The sequence below is a fragment of the Rhodococcus indonesiensis genome, from assembly GCF_047782815.1.
GTDB classification, from domain to species: Bacteria; Actinomycetota; Actinomycetes; order Mycobacteriales; family Mycobacteriaceae; genus Rhodococcus; species Rhodococcus indonesiensis.
In genome coordinates, this window is record NZ_CP180630.1 from 293799 (window position 1) to 317993 (window position 24195).

The 24195-nt window shown below is 69.4% G+C and carries 16 protein-coding genes; 14 read left to right on the top strand and 2 right to left on the bottom strand.

From position 1 onward, the window contains the following. Positions 1–125: 125 nt before the first annotated feature. The 14 genes from ACM26Y_RS01380 to ACM26Y_RS01445 all read left to right on the top strand — a co-directional run bounded on the left by ACM26Y_RS01380 (position 126) and on the right by ACM26Y_RS01445 (position 22383). Positions 126–878: a MerR family transcriptional regulator gene (locus ACM26Y_RS01380; protein WP_416062460.1), complete on the top strand. Its 753-nt coding sequence runs from the start codon at positions 126–128 to the stop codon at positions 876–878. A 73-nt stretch (positions 879–951) separates the two neighbouring features. Further along, positions 952–2172, top strand: coding sequence for a UDP-galactopyranose mutase (gene glf / locus ACM26Y_RS01385; protein ID WP_003937164.1), 1221 nt, complete (start codon positions 952–954; stop codon positions 2170–2172). After that, on the top strand, positions 2169–4085 hold the full coding sequence (locus tag ACM26Y_RS01390) for a glycosyltransferase (protein WP_416062461.1): 1917 nt from the start codon (positions 2169–2171) through the stop codon (positions 4083–4085). Before glf ends, ACM26Y_RS01390 begins: the two co-directional genes overlap by 4 nt. Next, entirely contained in the window at positions 4069–4605 is a 537-nt protein-coding gene (locus ACM26Y_RS01395; RefSeq protein ID WP_003937162.1) for a phosphatase PAP2 family protein, read from the top strand. Before ACM26Y_RS01390 ends, ACM26Y_RS01395 begins: the two co-directional genes overlap by 17 nt. Beyond that, positions 4602–5507 carry a decaprenyl-phosphate phosphoribosyltransferase gene (locus ACM26Y_RS01400; RefSeq protein WP_416062462.1) on the top strand — a complete coding sequence of 302 codons (906 nt, stop codon included), beginning with the start codon at positions 4602–4604 and terminating at the stop codon, positions 5505–5507. The genes ACM26Y_RS01395 and ACM26Y_RS01400 overlap by 4 nt, the downstream gene beginning before the upstream one ends. Continuing rightward, a complete protein-coding gene (gene zomB, locus ACM26Y_RS01405) occupies positions 5488–7443 on the top strand; it encodes a flagellar motor control protein ZomB (protein ID WP_416062463.1) in 1956 nt (651 codons plus the stop codon). Before ACM26Y_RS01400 ends, zomB begins: the two co-directional genes overlap by 20 nt. A 307-nt stretch (positions 7444–7750) precedes the next feature. Next, positions 7751–8761 carry an alpha/beta hydrolase gene (locus ACM26Y_RS01410; RefSeq protein WP_029540191.1) on the top strand — a complete coding sequence of 337 codons (1011 nt, stop codon included), beginning with the start codon at positions 7751–7753 and terminating at the stop codon, positions 8759–8761. 252 nt (positions 8762–9013) lie between these two features. Further along, complete coding sequence (locus ACM26Y_RS01415) at positions 9014–10879, top strand: alpha/beta hydrolase-fold protein (RefSeq protein WP_416062464.1); 1866 nt, start codon at positions 9014–9016, stop codon at positions 10877–10879. 152 nt (positions 10880–11031) lie between these two features. Further along, the gene (locus tag ACM26Y_RS01420; RefSeq protein ID WP_003937157.1) at positions 11032–11583 is read left to right on the top strand and encodes a DUF732 domain-containing protein; all 552 of its coding nucleotides are present in this window, start codon (positions 11032–11034) and stop codon (positions 11581–11583) included. Positions 11584–11594: 11 nt separating this feature from the next. After that, positions 11595–12557 carry a cutinase family protein gene (locus ACM26Y_RS01425; protein WP_003937156.1) on the top strand — a complete coding sequence of 321 codons (963 nt, stop codon included), beginning with the start codon at positions 11595–11597 and terminating at the stop codon, positions 12555–12557. A gap of 150 nt (positions 12558–12707) precedes the next feature. Beyond that, positions 12708–13709: an LLM class F420-dependent oxidoreductase gene (locus ACM26Y_RS01430; RefSeq protein ID WP_003937155.1), complete on the top strand. Its 1002-nt coding sequence runs from the start codon at positions 12708–12710 to the stop codon at positions 13707–13709. A 169-nt stretch (positions 13710–13878) separates the two neighbouring features. After that, positions 13879–15768 carry a long-chain-fatty-acid--AMP ligase FadD32 gene (fadD32, locus tag ACM26Y_RS01435; RefSeq protein ID WP_010596187.1) on the top strand — a complete coding sequence of 630 codons (1890 nt, stop codon included), beginning with the start codon at positions 13879–13881 and terminating at the stop codon, positions 15766–15768. 50 nt (positions 15769–15818) lie between these two features. Then, on the top strand, positions 15819–20831 hold the full coding sequence (gene pks13, locus ACM26Y_RS01440) for a polyketide synthase Pks13 (protein ID WP_416063760.1): 5013 nt from the start codon (positions 15819–15821) through the stop codon (positions 20829–20831). A 7-nt stretch (positions 20832–20838) separates the two neighbouring features. Continuing rightward, positions 20839–22383, top strand: coding sequence for an acyl-CoA carboxylase subunit beta (locus ACM26Y_RS01445; RefSeq protein ID WP_003937152.1), 1545 nt, complete (start codon positions 20839–20841; stop codon positions 22381–22383). Positions 22384–22451: 68 nt separating this feature from the next. Here the strand turns inward: ACM26Y_RS01445 and ACM26Y_RS01450 are convergent, their stop codons facing one another. Together ACM26Y_RS01450 and ACM26Y_RS01455 are read right to left on the bottom strand one after the other, a co-directional pair. Continuing rightward, the gene (locus ACM26Y_RS01450) at positions 22452–23402 is read right to left on the bottom strand and encodes a hypothetical protein (RefSeq protein ID WP_416062465.1); all 951 of its coding nucleotides are present in this window, start codon (positions 23400–23402) and stop codon (positions 22452–22454) included. A gap of 201 nt (positions 23403–23603) precedes the next feature. After that, positions 23604–24038 carry a hypothetical protein gene (locus ACM26Y_RS01455; protein WP_416062466.1) on the bottom strand — a complete coding sequence of 145 codons (435 nt, stop codon included), beginning with the start codon at positions 24036–24038 and terminating at the stop codon, positions 23604–23606. Positions 24039–24195 lie beyond the last annotated feature (157 nt).

A 24195-nucleotide genomic window follows, 5' to 3' on the forward strand; every position in this document is an offset into this window, starting at 1 on the left:
CTCCTGTCGGCCGGGACGTCAGGAGAACCGTAGGCGCGGATCCGGACGAACGGGACCGGAATGCACTTGACGTTGACGTTGCGTCAAGACGCATCCTGGGGATACCCGACGAGAGAGGCCCGCGAATGAAGGGCGAATGGTCCATCCAGGAACTGGCCCGCGCAGCCGGCGTCACCAGCCGCACGCTGCGTCACTACGGCGACGTCGGCGTGCTCGAGCCCAGCCGCACCGGCCCGGGCGGCATGCGGTTCTACGACGCCGACGCCCTGGTCCGGTTGCAGCGCATCCTGCTGCTGCGCGACCTGGGGTTGGGCCTGCCGGCCATCGCGGAGGTGCTCGAAGGGCACCGCGACGCCACCGCGGCGCTGCGCGTGCACCTGGAACTGCTCGAGCACGAGCAGCGGCGGCTGGCCCGGCAGATCGAGTCGGTGCGCACCACTATCCGCAGAACCGAGAGAGGTGAGGAACTGATGGCAGACGAAGTATTCGACGGGTTCGACCACACCCAGTACCGCGACGAGGTGATCGAACGCTGGGGCGAGGACGCCTACGAGAGCAGCGACCGCTGGTGGCGGGGCATGAGCGACGACGAGCGCGCGGACTGGAAGACCGTCGCCGCCCGCCTGGGCGCGGACTGGACGGCCGCCGCGGCCGCCGGCCTCGACCCCGCCGGCCCGGAAGGACAGAACCTGGCCCGTCGCCACATCGCGTGGCTCGGCAGCATCCCTGGCACCCCCGGGTACGGGGAGAAGCCGAACCGGGACTACATCCTGGGCCTGGCCGACATGTACGTCGCCGACGAGCGGTTCGCCGCGAACTACGGCGGCCCGGACGGTGCGAAGTTCGTCCGGTCTGCCCTCCGGGCCCGCCTCGCCTGACTCGTGTGTGTTTCCGGTCGCTCCCGCTACCGGAAACGCGCACGGGCGCGCGGGTCGCCTACCCTGGTCTTCCGTGACCGCTGCACCCTCGCCCCAGCCTGCCACCGGTGAGCACGACCTGATCGTCGTCGGCTCCGGGTTCTTCGGACTGACGATCGCCGAGCGTGCCGCCACGCAGCTCGGCAAACGCGTCCTCGTCGTCGAGCGCCGCCACCACCTCGGTGGCAACGCCTACTCCGAGCCCGAACCCGAGACGGGTATCGAGATCCACAAGTACGGTGCCCATCTGTTCCACACCTCCAACAAGCGGGTGTGGGACTACGTGAACCGGTTCACCGACTTCACGAACTACCAGCACCGCGTGTTCGCGATGCACAAGGGCCAGGCCTACCAGTTCCCCATGGGGCTGGGACTGGTGTCCCAGTTCTTCGGCCGGTACTTCAGCCCGGAGGAGGCCCGGGCACTGATCCGGGAGCAGGCCGCCGAGATCGACACCGCGCAGGCGCAGAACCTCGAGGAGAAGGCCATCTCCCTGATCGGCCGGCCGCTCTACGAGGCGTTCGTGCGCGACTACACCGCCAAGCAGTGGCAGACCGACCCGAAGGAACTGCCCGCCGGCAACATCACCCGGCTGCCGGTCCGCTACACCTTCGACAATCGGTACTTCAACGACACCTACGAGGGTCTGCCCGTCGACGGTTACACCGCGTGGCTCGAGAACATGGCGAAGGACGAGAAGATCGAGGTGCGGCTCGACACCGACTGGTTCGAGGTGCGCGACGAGATCCGCGCCGCGAGCCCCGACGCCCCCGTGGTCTACACCGGCCCGCTCGACCGCTACTTCGACTACGCCGAAGGCCGGCTCGGCTGGCGCACCCTCGACTTCGAGACCGAGGTGCTGCCCACCGCGGACTTCCAGGGCACCCCGGTGATGAACTACAACGACGCCGACGTGCCCTACACCCGCATCCACGAGTTCCGGCACTTCCACCCCGAGCGGGACAGCTACCCCACGGACAAGACCGTGATCATGCGCGAGTACTCGCGCTTCGCCGGCAACGACGACGAGCCGTACTACCCGATCAACACCCCGGAGGACCGCGCCAAGCTGACGGCCTACCGGGAGCGGGCCAAGCAGGAGGCCACCGAGAACAAGGTGCTGTTCGGCGGCCGGCTCGGCACCTACCAGTACCTCGACATGCACATGGCCATCGCGAGCGCCCTGAGCATGTTCGACAACGCGCTCGCGCCGTACTTCGAATCGGGCACCCCACTGGCGGGGGACGCCTCGTGAGCGCCCGGCACCTGCTCGTCGAGCCCGACGCACCCGTCGACGAGCGGCTCGGCAAGGCACTGCTGCAGCGGGTGATCCTGCCGCGTCCGGGCGAACCGCTCGACGTGCGCACCCTCTACCTGGAGGAATCACCCACCAACGCGCGGCGCGCCCACGCCGTCGGCCGGACCTCGCTGAACATCGGCGCCGAGTCCGAGGTGTCGCTGTGCACCTACTTCAACGCCTTCCCGGCGAGCTACTGGCGACGGTGGAGCACCCTCACCTCCGTGGTGCTGCGGCTCGAACTCACCGGGCACGGCCGGGCCGACGTGTACCGCTCGAAGGCCGACTCGAGCCGTATCCACGTCGAGGGCCGCGAGTTCTCCGCCGCGCACGACGCCGCGACGGTCGAATTCGAGATCGACCTCGGCCCCTTCGAGGACGGCGGCTGGATCTGGTTCGACATCACCACCGACTCCGACGTCACGTTGCGCTCGGCAGGGTGGTACGCGCCGGTCGAGGCGCCCGGCGAGGCGTCCGTCGCCGTGGGCATCCCCACCTTCAACCGCCCGACGGACTGCGTGAAGGCCCTGGTCGCCCTGGCCTCCGATCCGCTGGTCCTCGACGTCGTCGACGCCGTGATCATTCCGGACCAGGGCACCCGCAAGGTTCGTGACGAGCCCGGCTTCACCGAGGCGGCGGCCGAGCTCGGCAACCGGCTCGCCATCCACGACCAGGGCAACCTCGGCGGCTCGGGCGGCTACAGCCGCATCATGTACGAGGCGCTGAAGACGACCGACTGCCCGTACATCCTGTTCATGGACGACGACATCGAGCTCGAGCCCGACTCGATCCTGCGCGCTCTCGCCCTGTCCCGGTTCGCCAAGACCCCGATGCTCGTCGGCGGTCAGATGCTCAACCTGCAGGAACGCAGTCACCTGCACACGATGGGCGAGGTGATCGACCGGGCGAACTTCATGTGGACGGCGGCGCCGAACGTCGAGTACGACCACGACTTCTCCACCAAGCCGCTGCGCGACCGCGAGCAGTCGAAGCTGCTGCACCGGCGCATCGACGTCGACTACAACGGCTGGTGGATGTGCATGATCCCGCGGCAGGTGGCCGAGGAGATCGGTCAGCCGCTGCCGCTGTTCATCAAGTGGGACGACGCCGAGTACGGGCTGCGGGCGCGCGCCGCCGGCTACCCGACCGTCACCATGCCGGGCGTTGCGATCTGGCACATGGCGTGGAGCGACAAGGACGACGCCATCGACTGGCAGGCGTACTTCCACCTGCGCAACCGTCTCGTCGTCGCGGCGCTGCACATGCCGGGCGACGGACGTGGCCTGGTCCTCGACACCGTCAAGGCCACGCTCAAGCACCTGCTGTGCCTCGAGTACTCGACGGTGGCGATCCAGAACAAGGCGATCGAGGACTTCCTGGCCGGCCCGGACCGTCTGTTCGAGCTGCTGCCGACCGCGCTCGGGGAAGTGCACGCGCTGCGCCAGCGGTTCTCCGACGCCGTGGTGCTGCCGTCGTCGACCGAGCTGCCACTGCCGTCGGGCGCCGAGGTCGGGGCGGTCGGTGAGCCGCGCGGAGCCGTCGGCAAGATGGTGCGCCTCGCCAAGGGCCTGGTGCACAACGTGCGCCCGGCGCATCCGGAACACCACGAGCGCCCGCAGCTGAACGTGCCGACTCTCGACGCCCGCTGGTTCCTGCTGTCGCAGGTCGACGGTGTGACCGTGACCACCGCGGACGGGCGCGGCGTCGTCTACCGTAAGCGCGACCCGCGGCAGGCGCAGGCGCTGCTGTCCGAGGCCGTGCGGCTGCGCCGCGAGCTTGCCCGCAGGTTCCCCGAGTTGAAGGACGAGTACCAGGCCGCGGTTCCCGCCCTGACGAGCAAGGAGGAGTGGGAGCGTGTCTTCGAATCGTGAATGGCCGACCACCGAGGCCGAGATCCAGGTGCTGCAGGTCGTGCAGTCCACGGTCGGTTCGCGTCCCGGGGCCCTCGCGGTGGCCCGGGGGATGTCGCACTTCGGTGAGCACGCCTTCGGCTGGGCGGTGATCGGCGGTATCGGGGCCCTGGTCGACCGTCCGCGCCGGCGCCGCTGGGCCGGTGTCGCGATCGGCGCCGTCGGCGCCCACGCCGCGTCCATCGCGGTCAAGCGGGTGGTGCGGCGGCCGCGGCCCGTGGACCCGACCGTCCAGGTCAACGTGTCCACGCCGAGCCGGCTCAGCTTCCCGTCCTCGCACGCCACCTCGACGACGGCCGCTGCGGTGCTGCTCGGCCGGCTGACGGGGCTACCCTTACCGGCGGTGTTGGTCCCGCCGATGTTGCTGTCCCGCCTCGTGCTCGGAGTCCACTATCCGACGGATGTGCTGGCGGGGGCTGCGCTCGGCGCCGCGTCCGCCGCGGCCGTAGTGCGGGCCGAGAAGAAGTTTGGAGAGAGATGAGCGAGGAACCGGTAGCCGTCGCGGCACCTCCGAAGAATCTGCCCGAGGGCATCGTCAAGGCGGTCCGCCCCCGGCAGTGGGTGAAGAACGTGCTGGTGCTGGCAGCGCCGCTCGCGGCCGGCTCGGCGACCGAACTGGACGTCCTGATCCCGGTCGCCCTGGCCTTCGTGGTGTTCTGCATGGCCGCCTCGGGCATCTACCTGGTCAACGACGCGATGGACGTCGAGGCCGACCGCGCCCACCCGACCAAGCGGTTCCGGCCGATCGCCGCCGGCGTGCTGCCGGTGAACCTGGCCTACGGAATGGCGGTGGTGCTGCTGGCCGGCGCGATCGCGCTGTCGTTCCTGGCGAACTGGCAGCTCGCGGTGGTGATGGCCGTCTACATCGGCATCCAGCTCGCGTACTGCTTGGGCCTCAAGCACCAGCCGGTGCTGGACATCTGCATCGTCTCGTCCGGGTTCCTCATCCGCGCGATCGCCGGTGGTGTGGCCGCAGAGATCCCGCTGTCGCAGTGGTTCCTGCTGATCATGGCGTTCGGTTCGCTGTTCATGGCGGCGGGCAAGCGGTACGCGGAGCTGCGGCTCGCGGAGCGGACGGGCGCGAAGATCCGCAAGTCGCTCGAGTACTACACGGGCACCTACCTGCGGTTCGTGTGGACGTTGTCGGCGACGGCGGTCGTCATCTGCTACGGCCTGTGGGCGTTCGAACGCGACCAGGCCAACGACACCAACTGGTTCGCGATCTCGATGGTTCCGTTCGTGATCGCGATCCTGCGGTACGCGGTCGACGTGGACGGCGGGGAGGCCGGCGAACCCGAGGAGATCGCCCTGAAGGACCGGGTGCTGCAACTCCTCGCGGTGGCCTGGATCGGGGCGGTCGGCGGTGCTGTCTACCTCTTCTGACCTCGACGAGGATCTCGACGCCCCGGCCCGCCGGGCCCGGCCGGCCCGCCGGGACGGCGTGCGGCCGTGGGTGCCGACCGCGGTGTTCTCCGGTGGCGTCGCACTGACGGCCCTGCTGATGTTCTGGGGCGCGTGGGAGCGCCGCTGGATCGCCGACGACGGCCTGATCGTGCTGCGCACCGTGCGCAATCTGCTGGCGGGCAACGGCCCGGTGTTCAACGCCGGCGACCGCGTGGAGGCGAACACGTCGACCCTGTGGACGTATCTCGTGTACGCGATGGGCTGGCTCACCGGTGTGCGGCTCGAGTACGTGGTCCTGGCCACGGCGCTCGTGTTGTCGACCGCGGCGGTGGTGCTGGCGATGCTCGGCACGGGCCGGCTGTACCGGTGGCGGCTGCGGGGCAGCGGTGCCACCTTCCTGCTGGTTCCCGCCGGCATGTTCGTCTACATCGCGGTGCCCCCCGCGCGGGACTTCGCCACCTCCGGCCTCGAGAGCGGACTGGTGATCTGCTGGATCGCCCTGGTGTGGCTGTTGCTCATGCGGTGGGCGACGGCGCCGGGGGTCCCGTCGGCGCCGTCGGTGCTGGCGACGGCGTTCGTGGCCGGCCTCGGCCCGCTCGTGCGTCCCGAACTGGCGCTCCTCGCGCTCCCGGCCCTGCTCATGCTCTTCCTCGCCGCGGGCCTCACGTGGCGGGTGCGGATCGCGATGGTGGCGGTGGCCGGTGCCGTGCCGGTGGCCTATCAGATCTGGCGGATGGGCTACTACGGACTGCCCTACCCGAACACGGCGGTGGCCAAGGATGCGGGCGGCGCGAAGTGGGCGCAGGGCTTCGAGTATCTCGGGAACCTGGTGAGCCCGTACCTGCTGTGGCTGCCGTTGCTGTTCCTGTTGCTCGGCGCCGCGCTCGCGTGGCGCTCCCTGACACCGCTCGCAGCGGGTGCGCCGAAACGTGAAATCCGTCACACGGAAGCGCCGTTCGTGGTCCGCGCGCAGCGGGCGTTGCGCACCCCGTCCGCCGTGGTCGTCTTCATGCTCGGCGCCGGACTGTTGCTCACGCTCTACGCCCTTCGGGTCGGCGGCGATTTCATGCACGGCCGGGTGCTGCTGCCGCCGCTGTTCTGTCTGCTCGTTCCCGTCGCTGTGATTCCCTTGCGTCTTCCCGCGCGCGCCGAGATCGGCCGCAATCGCACGACGGCCGTCGCGGGTGCGGCAGGCGCGTTGTGGCTCGGGGTGGTGGTGTGGTCGGCGATCGCCGCGAACACCACCGGAATGCCCGAGGGGGCGGTGGTGGGCCGTTCCGGGATCGTCGACGAGCGGGCGTTCTACGCCCTCAACACCGGCCATCTGCATCCCGTCCGGGCCGAGGACTACCTCGACTATCCGCGCATGCGGGCGATGGTCGAGGCGATCTCGAACACCCCCGACGGCGGACTGCTGCTGCCGACACCGTCGTTCGATGCCTGGGACGTCGTCCCGCCGCCGGAACCGGTACCGCCGGGCGGTGCCGGCCACACCGTGTACTTCCTCAACCTCGGCATGACCAGCATGAACGTCGGGCTCGACGTGCAGGTGCTCGATCAGATGGGGCTCGCATACCCGTTGGCGGCGCACACCGAGCGGCTCGAGGACGGGCGCATCGGGCACGACAAGCTGCTCTACTCCGACTGGGTCGTCGCCGACACGGGGATGGTGGATGTGCACCCGTGGCTGCCCGCCTACCTGGACGAGGACTGGGCGGCGCAGGCGCAGGTGGCGCTGACGTGTCCGCAGACGCAGGAACTGCTCGCGTCCTCCCGCGCGGAATTGACCTGGCCGCTGTTCAAGCGAAATCTTCGCAATTCGTTCGAATATGCGGACTATCGGCTCGACCGGGTGCCGAAATACGAGATCCAGCGCTGCGGCCTCGAGCTTCCGCCCCCACGTGACGGGGGCTGAACGCGGGCGTCCGGGCTGCGAATCACACCGGCGTCGTTTCGTTCCGGGCGGCCCGGAGTAGACCGCCGGAATTATCTCGGTATGATCACAGCCGATAACGGACGAGTAACGCATCGGCAGTGTGGGCCGATATCGAAGCCGACACACGGTTCGTCGACCTGGGTTACCAAGGGTTTGTCAGAGCCCACGGTGTCCTTTACAGTCTTGACCGCAGTGTGACTTGTGACGGCCCGCTCGGTCGTCGCCGCCGGTATCCGACGGGGGACGCGCACGCGGACGCCGCAGATCGAGAAAGAGAGCATTGTTCATGCGTTTTGTCCCGAGGTTGTCGCAGCGCCTCCGCAGGCGCGTGCTCGGCGTGGGCGCCGCAGCCCTCGTTCTGCCGGTTGCCGCCGGCGTCGCCGGAAGCACCGCCGCGCTCGCCGCTCCCGCAGCCGCCACCCCGATCTCGCACCGGGCACCGGCCGGTGGGTTCGAGGAAGTCTTCGTCGACTCCGACATGGGCCCGATCAAGGTGCAGATCCAGTGGGCCGCCCGCGGCGGTGACGCGGCGCTGTACCTGCTCGACGGCCTGCGCGCCCGGGACGACGCGAACGCGTGGAGCTTCGAGACCAACGCGCGCGACCAGTTCGCCAACGACAACGTCACCCTGGTGATGCCGGTCGGCGGCCAGTCGAGCTTCTACACCGACTGGTACGCGCCCAGCAACCTCAACGGCCAGGACGTCACCTACAAGTGGGAGACGTTCCTGACCGAGAACCTGCCGGACTACCTCGCCACCCGCGGCGTCTCCCGCAGCAACAACGGCATCCTGGGCCTGTCGATGGGCGGTAGCGCCGCGCTGACCCTGGCCGCCTACCACCGCGACCAGTTCAAGTTCGCGTCGTCGCTCTCCGGCTACCTGAACCTGTCGGCTCCCGGCATGCGTGAGGCCATCCGCGTCGCGATGCTCGACGCCGGCCGCTTCAACGTCGACTCCATGTGGGGCCCGCCGTGGAGCCCGGCCTGGCTGCGCAACGATCCGTTCGTGTTCGCGCCGAAGCTCGCCGGCCTGTCGATGTACATCTCGGCGGCCAGCGGCCTGCCCGGTCAGCACGACAACCCGCAGGGCCTGGTGGGTGTCTACAACACCGCCAACGCCATGGGCCTCGAGGCGCTCGCCCTCGCCCAGACCCGCGCCTTCCAGATCAAGCTGGCCACCCTCGGCATCCAGGCCCGTTTCGACTTCCCGGCGCGCGGCACGCACTCCTGGAAGTACTGGGAAGAGGAGCTGTGGAAGGCTCGTCCCCAGATCCTCGAGGCACTGAACGCCTACTGATCGCGCCGAACCACCCGGCACACACTGACGGTCCGCATGCCGCCCCACGACCCGAGAGGGACGAGGGGCGGCATGCGCCGTTTCCCGGATAGTTGACAAAAACCACAGCCGTCACAGCGCGGCACCCCCACCCGGCGCCCGTTCACGTGTAGAAACAGTCTTCGAGACGCGGGGCCCGGTCGCCCGTCGACGCCCCAGCAACGCAGAAAGTGAGCGATGCCGATGCGAACTGTGCTTGGCGGACGTCCAACCGTGCGCGCCCGGCAGCCGGTGCCGCCCGCACGACGGAGGCGGCGGGTCTTCGGGGCGGTCGCCGCAGCTCTCGTCGCCCCCCTCGTCGCCGGAACCCTCGCCGTCGGCGCCGCGTATGCGGTGCCGGTGGACCGCAGCGAGCCCACCGCCGCGCAGGCGCCGTCCGGGGTGACGGTGCAGCGGGTGGACTGGCTGACCGACCGGCGCGTGGCCCTGTGGGTGAACTCGCCGGCGATGGGCACGCCCATCCAGGTGCAGTTGCTGCTGGCCCGGGACTGGAACATCGAACCGGAAGCGCGGTTCCCCGCCGTCTACATGCTCGACGGCCTGCGCGCCCGCGACGACGAGAACGGCTGGACGATCGAGACGGACGCCGAGGCCTTCTTCGCGGACAAGAACGTCAACGTCGTGCTGCCGGTGGGCGGACAGTCCAGCTTCTACGCCGACTGGGTGGACCAGAACAACGGGCGCAACTACCAGTGGGAGACGTTCCTCACCAAGGAACTTCCCCCGATCCTCGAGGGCAACTGGCGCACCACGAAGGAGCGCGGCGTCGTCGGCCTGTCGATGGGCGGCACCGCCGCGATGTTCCTGCCTGCGCGCAACCCCGGCTTCTTCAAGTTCGCGGGGTCGCTCTCCGGCATCCTGACCACCACGACCCTCGGCATGCCGCAGGCGATCCAGTACGCGATGCAGGACGCCGGCGGCTTCGACTCGTCGGCCATGTGGGGCACCCCCGGCGGCGAGCAATGGGCCGCCCACGATCCCTACCTGCTCGCGGACAAGCTCGAGGGCGTGAGCCTGTACGTCTCGAGCGGCAGCGGCAGCACCGGACCGTACGACCAGCCGTCGGGTGTCCCGGGCGTGAGCACGAACTACGCCGGCATGGGCCTCGAGATCCTGTCGCGGCTCACCTCGCAGGCGTTCGCCACCAAACTGAACAAGGTCGGCATCCCCGCGCAGGTGGTCTACCGGCCGTCGGGCACCCATTCGTGGCCGTACTGGGAATTCGAGCTGCACCAGCTGTGGCCGCAGCTCGCCAACGCCCTCGGCGTGGAGGTCACGAAGCCGAACTGCAGCGCATCCGGCGCGATCGGCGACGCCGCCGCCGCGTGGATCGGCGACTGCCTCACACCGGAGTACGCCGTCGCGGGCGGGCGCGTCCAGGACTTCCGCTTCGGCCGGATCTTCTCCTCCACCGAGGGCGGCGCCCGCCCGGTGGCGGGTGCCGTCGGCGGGGCCTACCAGGCCGCCGGCGGGCCGGCCGGTCCGCTCGGCTACCCGACCACCGAGGAACGTGGCACCCCCGACGGCCGCGGCCGGTTCAACCACTTCCAGCACGGCTCGATCTACTGGACCCCGCAGACCGGGGCGCACGCCGTGCGCGGCGCCATCCGTGACGAGTGGGCGCGCCAGGGCTGGGAGGGCGGTCCGCTCGGCTACCCGGTGGCCGACGAGGTGGCCACCCCGAACAAGCCCGGAGTGGTGCAGGGCTTCGAGATCGGCGCCCTCTACTGGACCGAGCCGCTCGGCGCGCACGCCGTGCAGGGGATGATCATGGGCAAGTACGCCGAACTCGGCTACGAGAACAGCTGGCTCGGATTCCCGAAGACCAGCGAGATCCCCGTCAAGGACGGCGGCCGGTTCAACGAGTTCGAGGGCGGCAACATCTACTGGAGTCCGCTCAGCGGCGCCTGGTCCGTTCGCAACGGGCCCGTGTTCGAGGCGTGGAAGAGCGCCGGCTACGAGAACGGTCGCCTCGGCTTCCCCGTCGGCGACGAGTTCCCCATCCCCGGCGGTGTCCAGCAGAACTTCCAGGGCGGATTCGTCACGGTGGTCGACAACGTGGCCACCGTCCGCCCCTAGGATCGTCACCCGCAGTTCCGGTGCCGCTGCGGCGGCCCGCAACCACCGGATCGGGCGGTGACCGCGACGCACGGGTCGCGGTCACCGCCCGGTTCGCATCTGTAGCCTGGGCACTGCCCATTTCCGACGATTGGATGCGAGGACACCACCACATGCCTGCACGGACCCGTTCGAGCCTGACCCGCGTCCTGGGCGCCGGCGCCGCGGCGCTCGCCGCCACCGCCCTCCTGGGCGCCTGCGGAAGCGACGATTCCACGGCGACGAACACCCCGTCGACGTCCGTGTCGGCGACCACCTCGACATCCGCCGCCGAGACCACCGCCGCCAAGGCGACGACGACCGCTCCCGAGGGCGCGGCCACCACCAGTCCGGGCGAGGCCGCCACCGCACCCCCGGCGCAGCCGGAGACCGAACCCGGATTCCCGGGCCCGGCCGAGGTGCCGGTGGACGACCGCGGCCAGGCGTTCCTGGACGGGTTGCGCGAGCAGGGCGTGGAACCCGCCGCCGACGGCAGTATCGCCATCAACACGGCCAACTACATCTGCGCCGCGACCGCACAGGGCAGCTCGCCCGAGGAGATCAAGACGATCGTCACCGCCGCAGTGGGCAGCGAGGCCACGGCCGCCGGCAAGGAGATCTCCGACGCCGAAGCCGCGACGACCGCCGACGTCTACATCACCGTCGCCCGCGACACCTTCTGCTAGGAGCAGCAACCATGACGGCCCGAGCGAAGCAACGACGCCGGAGGCGGGGAATCCTCGTACTCGGGATCCTGGTCGTCCTGGCGGCCGTGCTCGCGATGTGGTACATCCTCGCGGGCCGGCTCCCGGTGCCGGGGCCGCCGGGGCCGCTCGGGCCCGAGAAGCCCCAGGCGCAGCCGGCCTCGTGCCCCGACGTCCAGGTGGTGGCGGTGCCGGGCACGTGGGAGTCGGCCGCCTGGGACGATCCGTACAACCCGACGTTCAATCCGCTCTCGCTGATGCTGAACGTCACGCGTCCGCTGCAGGAGCGCTTCGACGCGCAGCGTGCCGATGTGTACACCGTTCCGTACGTGGCCCAGTTCTCGAATCCGGTGGCGCTCCCGCCGGACGGTCAGCAGTCCTACAACAACAGCCGCACGGCCGGCACCGCGGCGACCGAGGACATCCTCGAGCGACGGTTCGCCGAGTGCCCGCTGACCAATTACGTGCTGACCGGATTCTCGCAGGGCGCGGTCATCGCGGGCGACGTCGCGTCGCGCATCGGTGCCGGTGACGGGCCTGTTCCGGCGGACCGCGTGCTCGGGGTGGCGCTCATCGCCGACGGCCGTCGCGATCCGGGGACGGTCGAGACGATCGGGCCGCCCGTCGCGGGTGTCGGCGCCGAGCTGTCGCTGAACGGATTGCGTCTGCCGGGGATCACCATGACCGGCGCGCGGCCGGGTGGATTCGGCGAGCTCGAGGACAAGGTGGTGGACATCTGTGCACCGACGGACGGGATCTGCGACGCCCCGCCGAATGCGCTCAATCCCGGCAACTGGCTCGCCAGCGCGCCGCGGTTGCTCGAGTACATGAACAACCCCGTGCACGCGCTGTACAACACCTTCGTCGTGGACGATTCGGGTACGACGGCGACGCAGTGGGTGGCGAACTGGGCGAGCGAGAAGATCGAGGAGGCGCCGACCCCTCCCGAGGAGTGACCACTCCTCGTTGTTACCGGCCGGTAGTGTCGGGGATCACCACCCGATACACTCACTGGTCGGTCGGCGCTTAGACTCGACCTTCGGTCACGACCCGGGAAGTCCTTCCGGGGCGTGACGCGCGACCACTGCCACACGAGAAGAGGTTCGATGAGCGCCACCGACGGCTCGGCTGTCACGCAACCGCGGAAGTTCCGTTTCGCCGCGGGTGGCGAGGGCAATGCCGAGGAGGGCGGTGCCCGGCGCTTCGTTGAGCTGGCGCGCAAGGCCGAGGAACTCGGCTACGACAGCTTCATGATCCCGGACCACCTGGGCAACCAGGTCGGACCCATGGCCGCTCTCGGTGCGCTCGCTGTCGCCACCGACAAGATCCGCCTCGGCACCGCCGTCCTCGCGAACGGCTTCCGGCATCCCGCGATCCTGGCCAAGGACGCCGCGACCGTCGACGTCCTCTCGGGCGGACGGCTCGAGCTCGGGATCGGCGCAGGGTGGATGAAGGAGGAGTTCGACAAGGCGGGCATCGCCTACGAACGTCCCGGCGTCCGGATCGAGAAGCTCGAGGAGACCCTGCAGATCCTGGACGTGCTCCTGCGCGGCCGGGAATGCAACTTCGAGGGCAAGCACTACCGCATCGACGGCCTCAAGGGCAGTCCGCGTCCGCGGCAGGGCCCGCGCCCGCCCATCGCGGTCGGCGGCGGGGGACCGAAGATGCTCGCCCTGGCGGCGAAGTACGCCGACATTATCTCGGTGGCCACGCCCACGAATCGGGACGGCCGTTTGTTGCTGTCGGGGATCACGATGGGCAAGACTGTGGAGCGGGTGGACGTGATCCGTCGCGCAGCGGGGGATCGGTTCGATGACATCGAGCTGAACTGGACCATCACGATGATTCTCGTCACGGATGATCGGGAGCAGACTGCCGAGATGGCACTGGCTGCTCTCGACCAGGGCTTCCCCCCGAACATCGAGGTGGACGTCCGGCTCACCGTGGACGAGATCCTCGAATCGCCGTATCTCGCAATCGGTTCCTACGAGGAGATCGCCGAGCAGATCCGTAACGTGCGGGCGAAGACAGGGATGTCCTATGTGGGGGTCTTCCCCACTCAGATGGAGGCGTTCGCACCGGTGATTCCGCTGTTGGCGGGGGAATGACCGATGCGGATCTGTAACATAATCGTGATTTCGGATCGATGGACAGATTCGTGAGACGCACGGCCGGATGCTGTTGAGCTGTACAGGTACGACGATCCGCTAGCGCGAGGACAAGGACGGGGCGCAACCATGTCGAGTGGTTGTGGGATCGCTTCGACAGGGAGAAGGAATGAGCGTCGGGTTCGAAGAGTTCATCGATGAGAACGGACAGATCGTGTTGCCCGACGGCAACACTCTGCTCGACCACCTCGAGCAGCATTTCGCCGAGAACGGCGACGATCTTGCGTACCGTTACATCGATTACTCGCGGGAACGTGACGGTGAGGTCCACGAGCTGACCTGGCAGCAGTTCGGGGTCCGCCTGCGCGCGATCGCGGCCCGGCTGCAGCAGGTCACCGAGCCCGGCGACCGCGTCGCCATCCTCGCCCCGCAGGGCCTGGACTACGTCGTCTCCTTCTTCGCGGCCATCTATGCCGGCACCATCGCCGTCCCGCTGTTCGACCCCGACGAGCCGGGCCACACCGACCGGTTGCATGCCGTCCTCGGCGACTGCACGCCCAGCGCCATCCTCACCGCCACCACCTCCGCGGCCGGGGTCCGGCAGTTCTTCCGGCCGCTGCCCGCCGCGCAGCGCCCCCGCATCATCGCGGTCGACGCGATTCCCGACACCGTCGCCGAGTCGTGGACGCGACCCCGGATCGGCACCGACGACATCGCCTACCTGCAGTACACCTCCGGATCGACCCGGGTGCCCGCGGGCGTCGAGATCACCCACCGCGGTGTCCTCACCAACTGCATCCAGATGGCCGACTCCATCGAACTCAACGAGGGTTCGCGTGGTGTGACGTGGCTGCCGCTGTTCCACGACATGGGCCTGCTCACGATCATCCTGCCGGCGATCGGCGGCAAGTACATCACCATCATGAGCCCCCGCGCCTTCGTGCAGCGGCCGGGCCGGTGGATCAAGGAACTCGCTGCGGTCTCCGACGGCGCCGGCACGTTCGCCGCGGCGCCGAACTTCGCGTTCGAGCACGCGGCCGCGCGAGGACTGCCGAAGCCGGGTGAGACCCTCGACCTGAGCAACGTGATCGGCCTGATCAACGGCAGCGAGCCGGTGACCACGTCTTCGATGCGCAAGTTCAACGAGGCGTTCGCGCCGTACGGCCTGCCGAAGACCGCGATCAAGCCGTCGTACGGCATGGCGGAGGCGACGCTGTTCGTCTCGTCCACCCGGCACACCGACGAGGCCAAGGTCATCTACGTCGACCGCGACCAGCTGGGCGCCGGCCGCATCGTCAAGGTCGACAAGGAGGCGCCGAACGCCATCGCGCAGGTCTCCTGCGGTTACGTCGCGCGCAGCCAGTGGGCCGCGATCGTCGACGCGGAGACCGCCGCCGAGGTGCCGGACGGGCACGTGGGGGAGATCTGGCTGCACGGCGAGAACATCGGCATCGGGTACTGGGGACGAACTCAGGAGACCGCGGAGACCTTCCACAACACGATCGCCGACCGCCTGACCGACGGCAGTCACGCCGAGGGCACGCCTGCCGACGCGCACTGGCTGCGCACCGGCGACTACGGCGTGTACGTCGACGGCGAGCTGTACATCACCGGCCGCGTCAAGGACCTGGTCATCGTGGACGGGCGTAACCACTACCCGCAGGACCTGGAGTTCTCGGCGCAGGAGGCCAGCTCCGCGCTGCGTCCCGGCTTCGTCGCCGCCTTCGCCGTGCCGGCCAACCAGCTGCCGCAGGTGGTGTTCGAGAACTCGCACTCGGGCCTGCAGTTCGACGCCGACGATGCCTCGGAGCAGCTGGTCATCGTCGCCGAGCGTGCGCCGGGCGCGGGCAAGGCGGATCCGCAGCCGGTCGCGGACACCGTGCGGGCGGCGATCTCGGCACGGCACGGCGTGACCGCGCGCGACGTCCTGCTCGTTCCGGCCGGGTCGATTCCGCGCACGTCGAGCGGCAAGATCGCGCGTCGCGCGTGCAAGGCCGCGTACATCGAGGGAACCCTGCGCGGCGGTTACACGCAGCAGGCCTTCCCCGATAGCGTTTAAACATTGTTCTCTTTCCCGGGTAGCGTGGTGGGTTGATGGCTGACACTGAAATGACCGTCGCGCAGCTGCGCGAATGGCTGCGGAACTGGATCGCCGAGGCCACCGGGCAACCGGTGGCACAGATCTCCGACGATCGTCCGATGGAGGAGTTCGGTCTCTCGTCCCGCGACGCCGTCGCGCTCAGCGGTGAGATCGAGGAACTGCTCGGCGTCACCCTCACCGCGACGATCGCGTACCAGCACCCCACCATCGCGTCGCTGGCCACGCGCATCATCGAGGGCGAGCCCGAGCTCCCGGAGGGTGACGACAGCGCCTTCTATGCCGCCGGTCCGGCCGGCCGGGCACACGACATCGCGATCGTCGGTCTCGCCACCCGGCTGCCCGGGCACGTGAGCACCCCCGCCGAGATGTGGGAGCTGCTCGCGCAGGGCCGCGACGGGATCACCGACCTCCCCGAGGGACGGTGGTCCGAGTTCGCCGACGACCCGCAGATCTCGTCCGCCATCGCCGCGGCCAACACCCGCGGCGGGTACCTCGACGACGTCAAGGGCTTCGACGCCGAGTTCTTCGCGATGTCGCCGCGCGAGGTCGAGATGGTCGACCCGCAGCAGCGTCTCGCTCTGGAACTCACCTGGGAGGCGCTCGAGCACGCCCACATTCCGGCCAGCGACCTCAAGGGCCGCCCGGTCGGTGTGTTCATCGGCAGCTCCGCCAACGACTACCAGCTCCTCGCGGTGAGCGACCCGTCCGCCGCGCATCCGTACGCGCTGACCGGCACGGCGACGTCCATCGTCGCCAACCGGGTCTCGTACTTCTTCGACTTCCGCGGCCCGTCCGTCGCCCTGGACACCGCATGCTCGTCGTCGCTCGTGGCCGTGCACCAGGCGGTGCGGGCCCTGCGCGACGGCGACGCCGACGTGGCGCTGGCGGGCGGCGTGAACATGCTCGTCGCGCCGGCCGCGACACTCGGCTTCGACCAGCTCGGCGTGCAGGCCCCCGACGGCCGCATCAAGGCCTTCTCGGCCGACGCCGACGGCATGGTCCGCGCCGAGGGTGGTGGCCTCGTCGTGCTGAAGCGGCTCGAGGACGCCGAGCGGGACGGCGACACCGTGCTCGCCGTCATCGCCGGTTCCGCCGTCAACCAGGACGGCCGCTCCAACGGGCTGGCGGCACCGAACCCCGAGGCCCAGGTCGACGTGTTGCGCCGCGCCTATCGGGACGCGCGCATCCTGCCGTCCGGCGTCGACTACATCGAGGCCCACGGCACCGGAACCGTGCTCGGCGATCCGATCGAGGCGGACGCCCTCGGCCGGGTCGTCGGCCGCGGCCGCGACGCCGACAAGCCGGCGCTGCTCGGCTCGGCGAAAACCAACTTCGGCCACCTCGAGGCGGCCGCCGGCGCGGCGGGCCTGATCAAGGTGGTCCTCGCGATGCAGGAGAACCATCTGCCGGCGACGCTGAACTACACGGCGCCGAACCCGTACATCCCGTTCGAGCAGGCCCGCCTGAAGGTCATCCCCGAGGGCTCCGAGTGGCCGCGCTACACCGGCAAGGCGATCGCCGGCGTCTCCGGGTTCGGCTTCGGCGGCACCAACGCGCACGTCGTGGTCCGCGAGTACACCGGCCCCGAGGCAGACACCGGGACACCGGCACCGGCCGAGCCGGAGTCGAGCGAAAGTGTCGTTCCGTCGGCGCAAGGAGCGGAAGGGCACGTTCGCTCGGACGAGAACGCCGAGCGCCCGGTGCTGCTCGCGGTGTCCGCGGCGATGCCGTCGCGCCGTCGCCGGGCCGCCGCCGACCTCGCCGACTGGCTCGAGACGGAGGCCGGCAGCACCACGCCGCTCGTCGACGTCGCCCGCACCCTCTCCCGCCGCAACCACGGGCGCTCGCGTGCCGTCGTGATCGCCACGACCCGCGCCGAGGCCATCGCCGGGTTGCGGGCCGTCGCCGCCGGTAAGCCCGCCCAGGGCGTGTTCTCCGCCGACGCCCCCGCCGCCAACGGGCCGGTGTGGGTGCTGTCCGGATTCGGGTCGCAGCACCGCAAGATGGCCAAGCAGCTGTACCTCGAGAACCCGGTGTTCGCGGCGGCCGTCGACGAGATCGACGAGCTGATCGAGGACGAGGCGGGCTACTCCATGAAGGAGAAGTTCCTCGACGACGCCCAGGACTACGACGTCGAGACCTCGCAGGTCGGCATCTTCACCATCCAGGTCGCCCTCGCGAAGTTGCTGCGCCACCACGGCGCCGAGCCGTCCGCCGTCGTCGGCCACTCCATGGGTGAGGCCGCCGCCGCATACATCTCGGGTGGTCTGTCGCTCGAGGACGCCGTCCGCGTCATCTGCGCGCGCTCGCGGCTGATGGGTGAGGCCGAGGCGCTGCTCGAGGGCGACGACATCCGGCTCATGGCGCTCGTCGAGTACAGCGCCGCGGAGATCGAGCAGGTCCTCACCGACTACCCGCACCTCGAGGTCTGCGTCTACGCCGCGCCGACACACACCGTGATCGGCGGCCCGCAGGCCGAGGTCCACGCGATCGTCGCGCGGGCGGAGTCGGAGGAGAAGCTCGCCCGCGTGCTGCAGACCAAGGGCGCCAGCCACACCTCGCAGGTGGATCCGCTCCTCGGTGAGCTCGCCGCCGAACTCGCCGGCATCGAGCCGCACCGGCTGAAGGTCGACGTGTACTCGTCGGTCGACCAGGACACCCACTACCGCGCCGGGCACGAGCCCATCCACCAGGTCGAGTACTGGACCAAGGGGCTGCGGCACAGCGTCTACTTCACCAATGCGGTCGAGCTGGCCGTCACCGACGGGCACACCACCTTCGTCGAGCTGGCCCCCAATCCGGTCGCGCTGATGTCCGTGGCCGCGACGGCCTACGCGGCCGGGGTCATCGACACCCAGCTGATCCAGACCCTCAAGCGCAAGGAGGACGAGCCGCTGGGCGTGCTCACCGCCCTCGCGCAGCTGTACGTGCACGGCCACACCGTGGACCTGGGCAGCCTGCTCCCCGCCGGCGCGTACGCCGATCTGCCGCGGACGGTGTTCCTGCGCAAGCCGTTCTGGCTCGAGACCCGCATCGGGACGGGCGGCAGTGCCCGCGTGCCCGGTGCGCACGTCGCGCTGCCCGACGGCCGGCACGTGTGGGAGGTGCGCGCCGACGCCGTCACCGACCTCGGCGAACTCGCCGTCGCCGCCGCGTCGCAGGTGCTCGTCGACGTCACCCTCACCGCATCCGTCCCGTACGGCGACGTCCCCGCCACCGGCACCCTCACGACCACGCTGACCCGGCACCTCGGCGGCGCGTCGCTGCACGTGCACGGGCGTGACGCGGCGGACGGCGAGTTCCGGTTGCTGTTCGACGCGGTCGTCGCCTCCGGTGATGCACTGCCGGCCCCCGCCCCGGCGCCCGCGCCGGCCGAGCGTTCCGCCGGCCCGGTCGAGACCCTGCCCGAGGTGGTGGAGACCTTCGGCGACAAGTGGGATCCGAACGGGTCGCAGACCCTCGAGGATCGGCTGGCGCTGATCGTCGCCGAATCGATGGGCTACGCGCCCGAGGACCTGCCCGTCGAGATCCCGCTGATCGAGCTGGGCCTGGACTCGCTCATGGCGGTGCGGATCAAGAACCGCGTCGAGTACGAGTTCGACATCCCGCAGTTGCAGCTCGCCGCGGTGAAGGACGCCAGCCTGCGCGACGTCGCGAAGTACCTGCGGTACGCCGTGGAGAACCGCGAGGAGGTCGCCGCGCTGGCCGCACAGCAGGCCGCGGACCGCGACACCGCCGAGCGGGAGGACGCGGCGCTCGAGCTGCCTCCGATCTCGCCGGTGGAGGACACCGGGGTGGTGCACGAGGCCGAAGCGATCCTGGAGGCTGCCGAGGCCGCAGACGCTGGGAAGACTGACGCTGGGAAGGCAGACGCTGGGAGGGCCGGGGCGAGCACCGACGAGGCCACCGACGTCACCGACCGGCAGGCGGTCGCGGAGGCCTCCGGCACCGACGTGCCGCCGCGCGACGCCGCCGAGCGGCTCACGTTCGCGACCTGGGCCGTGATCACCGGACAGTCCGCGAAGGGCATCTTCAACACCCTGCCGATCCTCGACGACGAGACGGCCGAGCGTCTCGCCGCCCGGCTGACCGAGCGGGCGAACGGCGAGATCACCGTGGACGACGTGCTCGACGCCGAGACCATCGAGCAGCTCGCCGAGAGCGTGCGCCGGCACCTCGAATCGGCCGATCGCATCGACGGGCTCGTCCGTACGCTGCGCCCGCGGCCCGAGGGCTCGGACGCCGTGCCGGTGTTCGTGTTCCACCCCGCCGGCGGATCCACCGTCGTGTACGAGCCGCTCCTGCGCCGGTTGCCCGAGGGCACCCCGATGTACGGCTTCGAACGCACCGAGGGGCCGATCGAGCAGCGCGCCCAGGAATACCTGCCGCAGATCAAGGCGATCCAGGGCGACGGTCCGTACGTGCTGTACGGCTGGTCGCTCGGTGGTGTGCTCGCCTACGCGGTCGCCCGGCTACTGCGGGCCGAGGGCAAGGACGTGCGGATCGTCGGTCTCATCGACACGGTCATGGCGGGGGAGAAGGTCGAGGACACCCCCGAGGAGATCACCGCGCGCTGGCAGCGGTACGCGCGGTTCGCGAAGAAGACCTACGGGGTCGACGCTCCGCTGCCGTACGACAAGCTCGCCGCGACGGACGACGAGGGTCAGGTGCGCATCCTCATGGACCTGCTCAAGATGAGCGGCACGAAGATCCCCGGCGGCATCATCGAGCACCAGCGCACGTCGTGGCTGGACAACCGGGCCATCCAGACGGCGCAGCTCGAACCGTACGACGGCGACGTGGTGCTGTACATGGCGGACCGCTACCACGACGACGCCATCGAGCTCGAGCCCGCATTCGGGACCAGGCAGCCCGACGGTGGCTGGGGTGAGTCGGTCCGTAATCTGGAGGTCATCCGTGTCGGCGGCGATCACCTCCAGGTGGTCGACGAGCCGTACATCGGGAAGGTGGGGGCCGACCTGACACGCAAGCTGGCCGACATCGAGGCCACGAGGAGCTGATCGAGTAGTGACCACGACGACGGCCGAGAAGCTGGCCGAGCTGCGCAAGAATCTCGAGATCGCCAAGGAGCCGGCCGGGGAGGCCGCGGTGGCCAAGCGCGCCGCAAAGGGCATCCCCAGCGCCCGCCAGCGCATCGACATGCTGCTCGATCCGGGCAGCTTCGTCGAGATCGGTGCGTTGATGAAGACGCCCGGCCGCGACGACGCGCTCTACGGTGACGGCGTCGTCGTCGGTCACGGCACCGTCGAGGGCCGGCCCGTCGCGGTGTTCTCGCACGATCAGACCGTGTTCGGCGGCAGCGTCGGCGAGATGTTCGGCCGCAAGGTCGCCGCGATCCTCGACTTCGCGCTGAAGATCGGCTGCCCGGTGGTCGGCATCAACGACTCCGGTGGCGCGCGGGTGCAGGACGCGGTGACGTCGCTGGCGTGGTACGCGGAACTGGGCAAGCGGCACGAGCCGCTGTCGGGGCTGTGCCCGCAGGTGTCGATCATCCTCGGCAAGTGCGCCGGTGGCGCCGTGTACGCCCCCATCAACACCGACGTGGTCGTGGCCACCGAGGAGGCGTACATGTTCGTCACGGGACCGGACGTCATCAAGTCCGTCACCGGTGAGGACGTCAGCCTCGACGAGCTCGGCAGCGCCCGCAAGCAGGCCGAGTACGGCAACGTGCACCACGTCGCGCCGGACGAGAAGGCCGCGTTCGAGTGGGCCCGCAAGTACCTGAGCTACATGCCGTCGAACGCGCAGGAGAAGCCCCCGGTGATCAATCCGGGGCTCGAACCGGAGATCACCCCGGACGATCTCGAGCTCGACACGTTCATGCCCGACGCGGACAACTCCGGCTACGACATGCACGACATCCTGCTCAAGATCTTCGACGACGGCGACTTCTTCGAGATCCGCTCGCAGGTCGCCCCGAACATCATCACCGGCTTCGCCCGCGTCGACGGCCGGCCCGTCGGTGTGGTGGCGAACCAGCCGCTGTACCTGTCCGGGGCGCTCGACGCCGCGAGTTCGGACAAGGCCGCGCACTTCGTGCGGGTGTGCGACGCGTACGACATTCCGCTGGTGTTCGTCGTCGATACCCCCGGCTTCCTGCCGGGTGTGGAGCAGGAGAAGATCGGGGTCATCAAGCGCGGCGGCCGGTTCCTGTTCTCGTTCGTCGAGGCGTCGGTGCCCAAGGTCACCGTGGTGGTGCGCAAGTCCTACGGCGGTGGTTACGCGGTGATGGGTTCCAAGCAGCTCGGCGCGGATGTGAACTTCGCGTGGCCGACGGCACGGATCGCGGTGATGGGCGCCGAGAGTGCGGTGGCGGTCATCGGCCGTCGCCAGATCGAGGCCGCGGGCGAGAACGCGCCGGCGGTGCGTCAGCAGCTGATCAACTTCTACAACGAGCACATCGCGACGCCGTACATCGCGGCCGAACGCGGCTACATCGATGCGGTGATCGAGCCGCACAAGACGCGTCTGGAGATCCGCAAGGCGCTGACGTTGCTGCGCGACAAGAAGGTGTTCAAGAACCCGCGCAAGCACCACCTGCTTCCGCTCTAGTGGTTGGCCGAATGTCACATTGCGTCGATCGTATCGACGCAATGTGACATTCGGTTCGTCGCGCGGGGTTACCGCAACCGGACATCGGGCCGTGGGCGTTCGAGACCCTGCCGATAAGCCGCCGCAAGGTCGGCGAGCACGACCGCCGGTTCGTGCCGGATCTGCCTGGGCAGATGGGTGACGACGATGATCCCGTGCCGCTGCATGACGGCCCGGCGCCGCATCGTCGCCTCGTGGTCTCGTGCGCTGAGATGATGTGCGAACGAGTCGATCTCCCACGCCAGTGCCACGGCGTCGAGCCAGCCGTCCGGACGGGCGATCCAGGTTCCGTTCGAGTCCTCGACCTCGCGGTTGTGCACCATCGCGGGCAGGCCCGAGGTGGAGTACAGCTTCTGGGCCTCGATCTCGGCGACCGAGTGCGCGTCGTCGACCAGCTCCTGGATCACCTTGCGGGGCACCGCCGTTCCCCGGCTGCTGCCGTCTGCAAGCTCGCGTGCCAGATGGTCCACGGTGACATCGCCGCGTTGGAGTGCGGCGGCGAACAAGGCGCGGCAGTCGTCCGTTCGTGACGTGCGCCGTCCGGCGTCGAGCAGGCTGCGCGCGACGGGTGCGATCCGCAGCGTGCCCTTGCGTACGGGTTCGGGTACACGCCAACTGCGTTCGACGGTGACGAACGAGAAGTTCCTGCGATGCCGATTCTGCGGGATGAGCAGCAGGATGTCGCTCTTCGTCGCCGAGGGGGTGTATCCGTGCACGCCGAGCGCGGCGTGGCCGGAGATGACGGCCTCGTCGCCTCCGTACATCTGCGCTGCCGTCTGTCGGTGCAGTTGGGTGAGCGGGCCGCTGTGCAGGGCAACGACACCGGGCAGAATCCGTTGCCACGGACCACCCTTCCGGCAACGACCGGAAATTGTGCTGCTGCTCATCCCGCAACCCAACAGTGTCGAGGTGCGGACGATGCCGTTGACACTCAACCCGACGAGCTGTTCGACGTCGTCCCCCCACGTACCGCGTCTCATGCCGCCCATGATCACCGGAAAATGCCGCGTTCGAGGGGAACAACGGGAGGGTGGGCGAAATCTGTGGATGAACCGTGTGGTTGTGGACTACCTGTCCCGGACGGACGGACGGACGGGCGGGCGGGCGGACGGACGGACGGACGGACCGAATGTCACATGGGTTCGATTCGATCGACGCGATGTGACATTCGGTCCGAACGGTCAAGGGGCGACCCAGGTCCCGACTCCTGGCAGGTACGTGAAGCCGTTCGGGACGGTGACGGTGGCGACGATTCGGCCGGAGCCGGTCTCGGCGCGGGGTGTACCGGTCATCCCTCCGCCGAGCACCGGCCGGGACGGGAGTTCGTTGGTCCCGCTGGCCCCGGTGGTGAGGTTGGTCCAGGAGATCTTGCAGTAGCACCACATGCTGCCGCCGAACCAGCTGATGCCGGGCTCGTCGGGGTCGACGCGCACCGTGACCGCTTCGTTCACCATGGCGCCCCCGTAACCGAACGAGCCGGACTCGCCCGATCCGATGACACGCGTGAGCGTCGTGGCGGTTTCTGGAGCGGCGACGGCCACTGGGGCGGTTGCCACTCCGGCGCCGAGAACCGCGACGGTAACCGCCGCGAGCCCGAATGCACGCGTCTTCGACATACAGTTCCTTCCGTAGCCGGCCCACCCCCGCTGGCCCGATGAACAGTTCGCGATCGAGCAGAATCGAACATTCGTGACATCGTGCCCGAACCGGACGCCGTTACCGGCGGCGCGACTGCCGTTGACCGAATGTCACATTCGGTCGATAGAGGCGAAG

Bases quoted from the DNA above. Each gene is read 5' to 3' on its own strand.
- ACM26Y_RS01420 (WP_003937157.1), top strand. From the start codon at position 11,032: ATGCCTGCACGGACCCGTTCGAGCCTGACCCGCGTCCTGGGCGCCGGC.
- ACM26Y_RS01430 (WP_003937155.1), top strand. From the start codon at position 12,708: ATGAGCGCCACCGACGGCTCGGCTGTCACGCAACCGCGGAAGTTCCGT.
- ACM26Y_RS01425 (WP_003937156.1), top strand. From the start codon at position 11,595: ATGACGGCCCGAGCGAAGCAACGACGCCGGAGGCGGGGAATCCTCGTA.
- ACM26Y_RS01410 (WP_029540191.1), top strand. From the start codon at position 7,751: ATGCGTTTTGTCCCGAGGTTGTCGCAGCGCCTCCGCAGGCGCGTGCTC.
- ACM26Y_RS01380 (WP_416062460.1), top strand. From the start codon at position 126: ATGAAGGGCGAATGGTCCATCCAGGAACTGGCCCGCGCAGCCGGCGTC.
- pks13 (WP_416063760.1), top strand. From the start codon at position 15,819: ATGACCGTCGCGCAGCTGCGCGAATGGCTGCGGAACTGGATCGCCGAG.
- ACM26Y_RS01400 (WP_416062462.1), top strand. From the start codon at position 4,602: ATGAGCGAGGAACCGGTAGCCGTCGCGGCACCTCCGAAGAATCTGCCC.
- fadD32 (WP_010596187.1), top strand. From the start codon at position 13,879: ATGAGCGTCGGGTTCGAAGAGTTCATCGATGAGAACGGACAGATCGTG.
- ACM26Y_RS01455 (WP_416062466.1), bottom strand. From the start codon at position 24,038: ATGTCGAAGACGCGTGCATTCGGGCTCGCGGCGGTTACCGTCGCGGTT.
- ACM26Y_RS01450 (WP_416062465.1), bottom strand. From the start codon at position 23,402: ATGAGACGCGGTACGTGGGGGGACGACGTCGAACAGCTCGTCGGGTTG.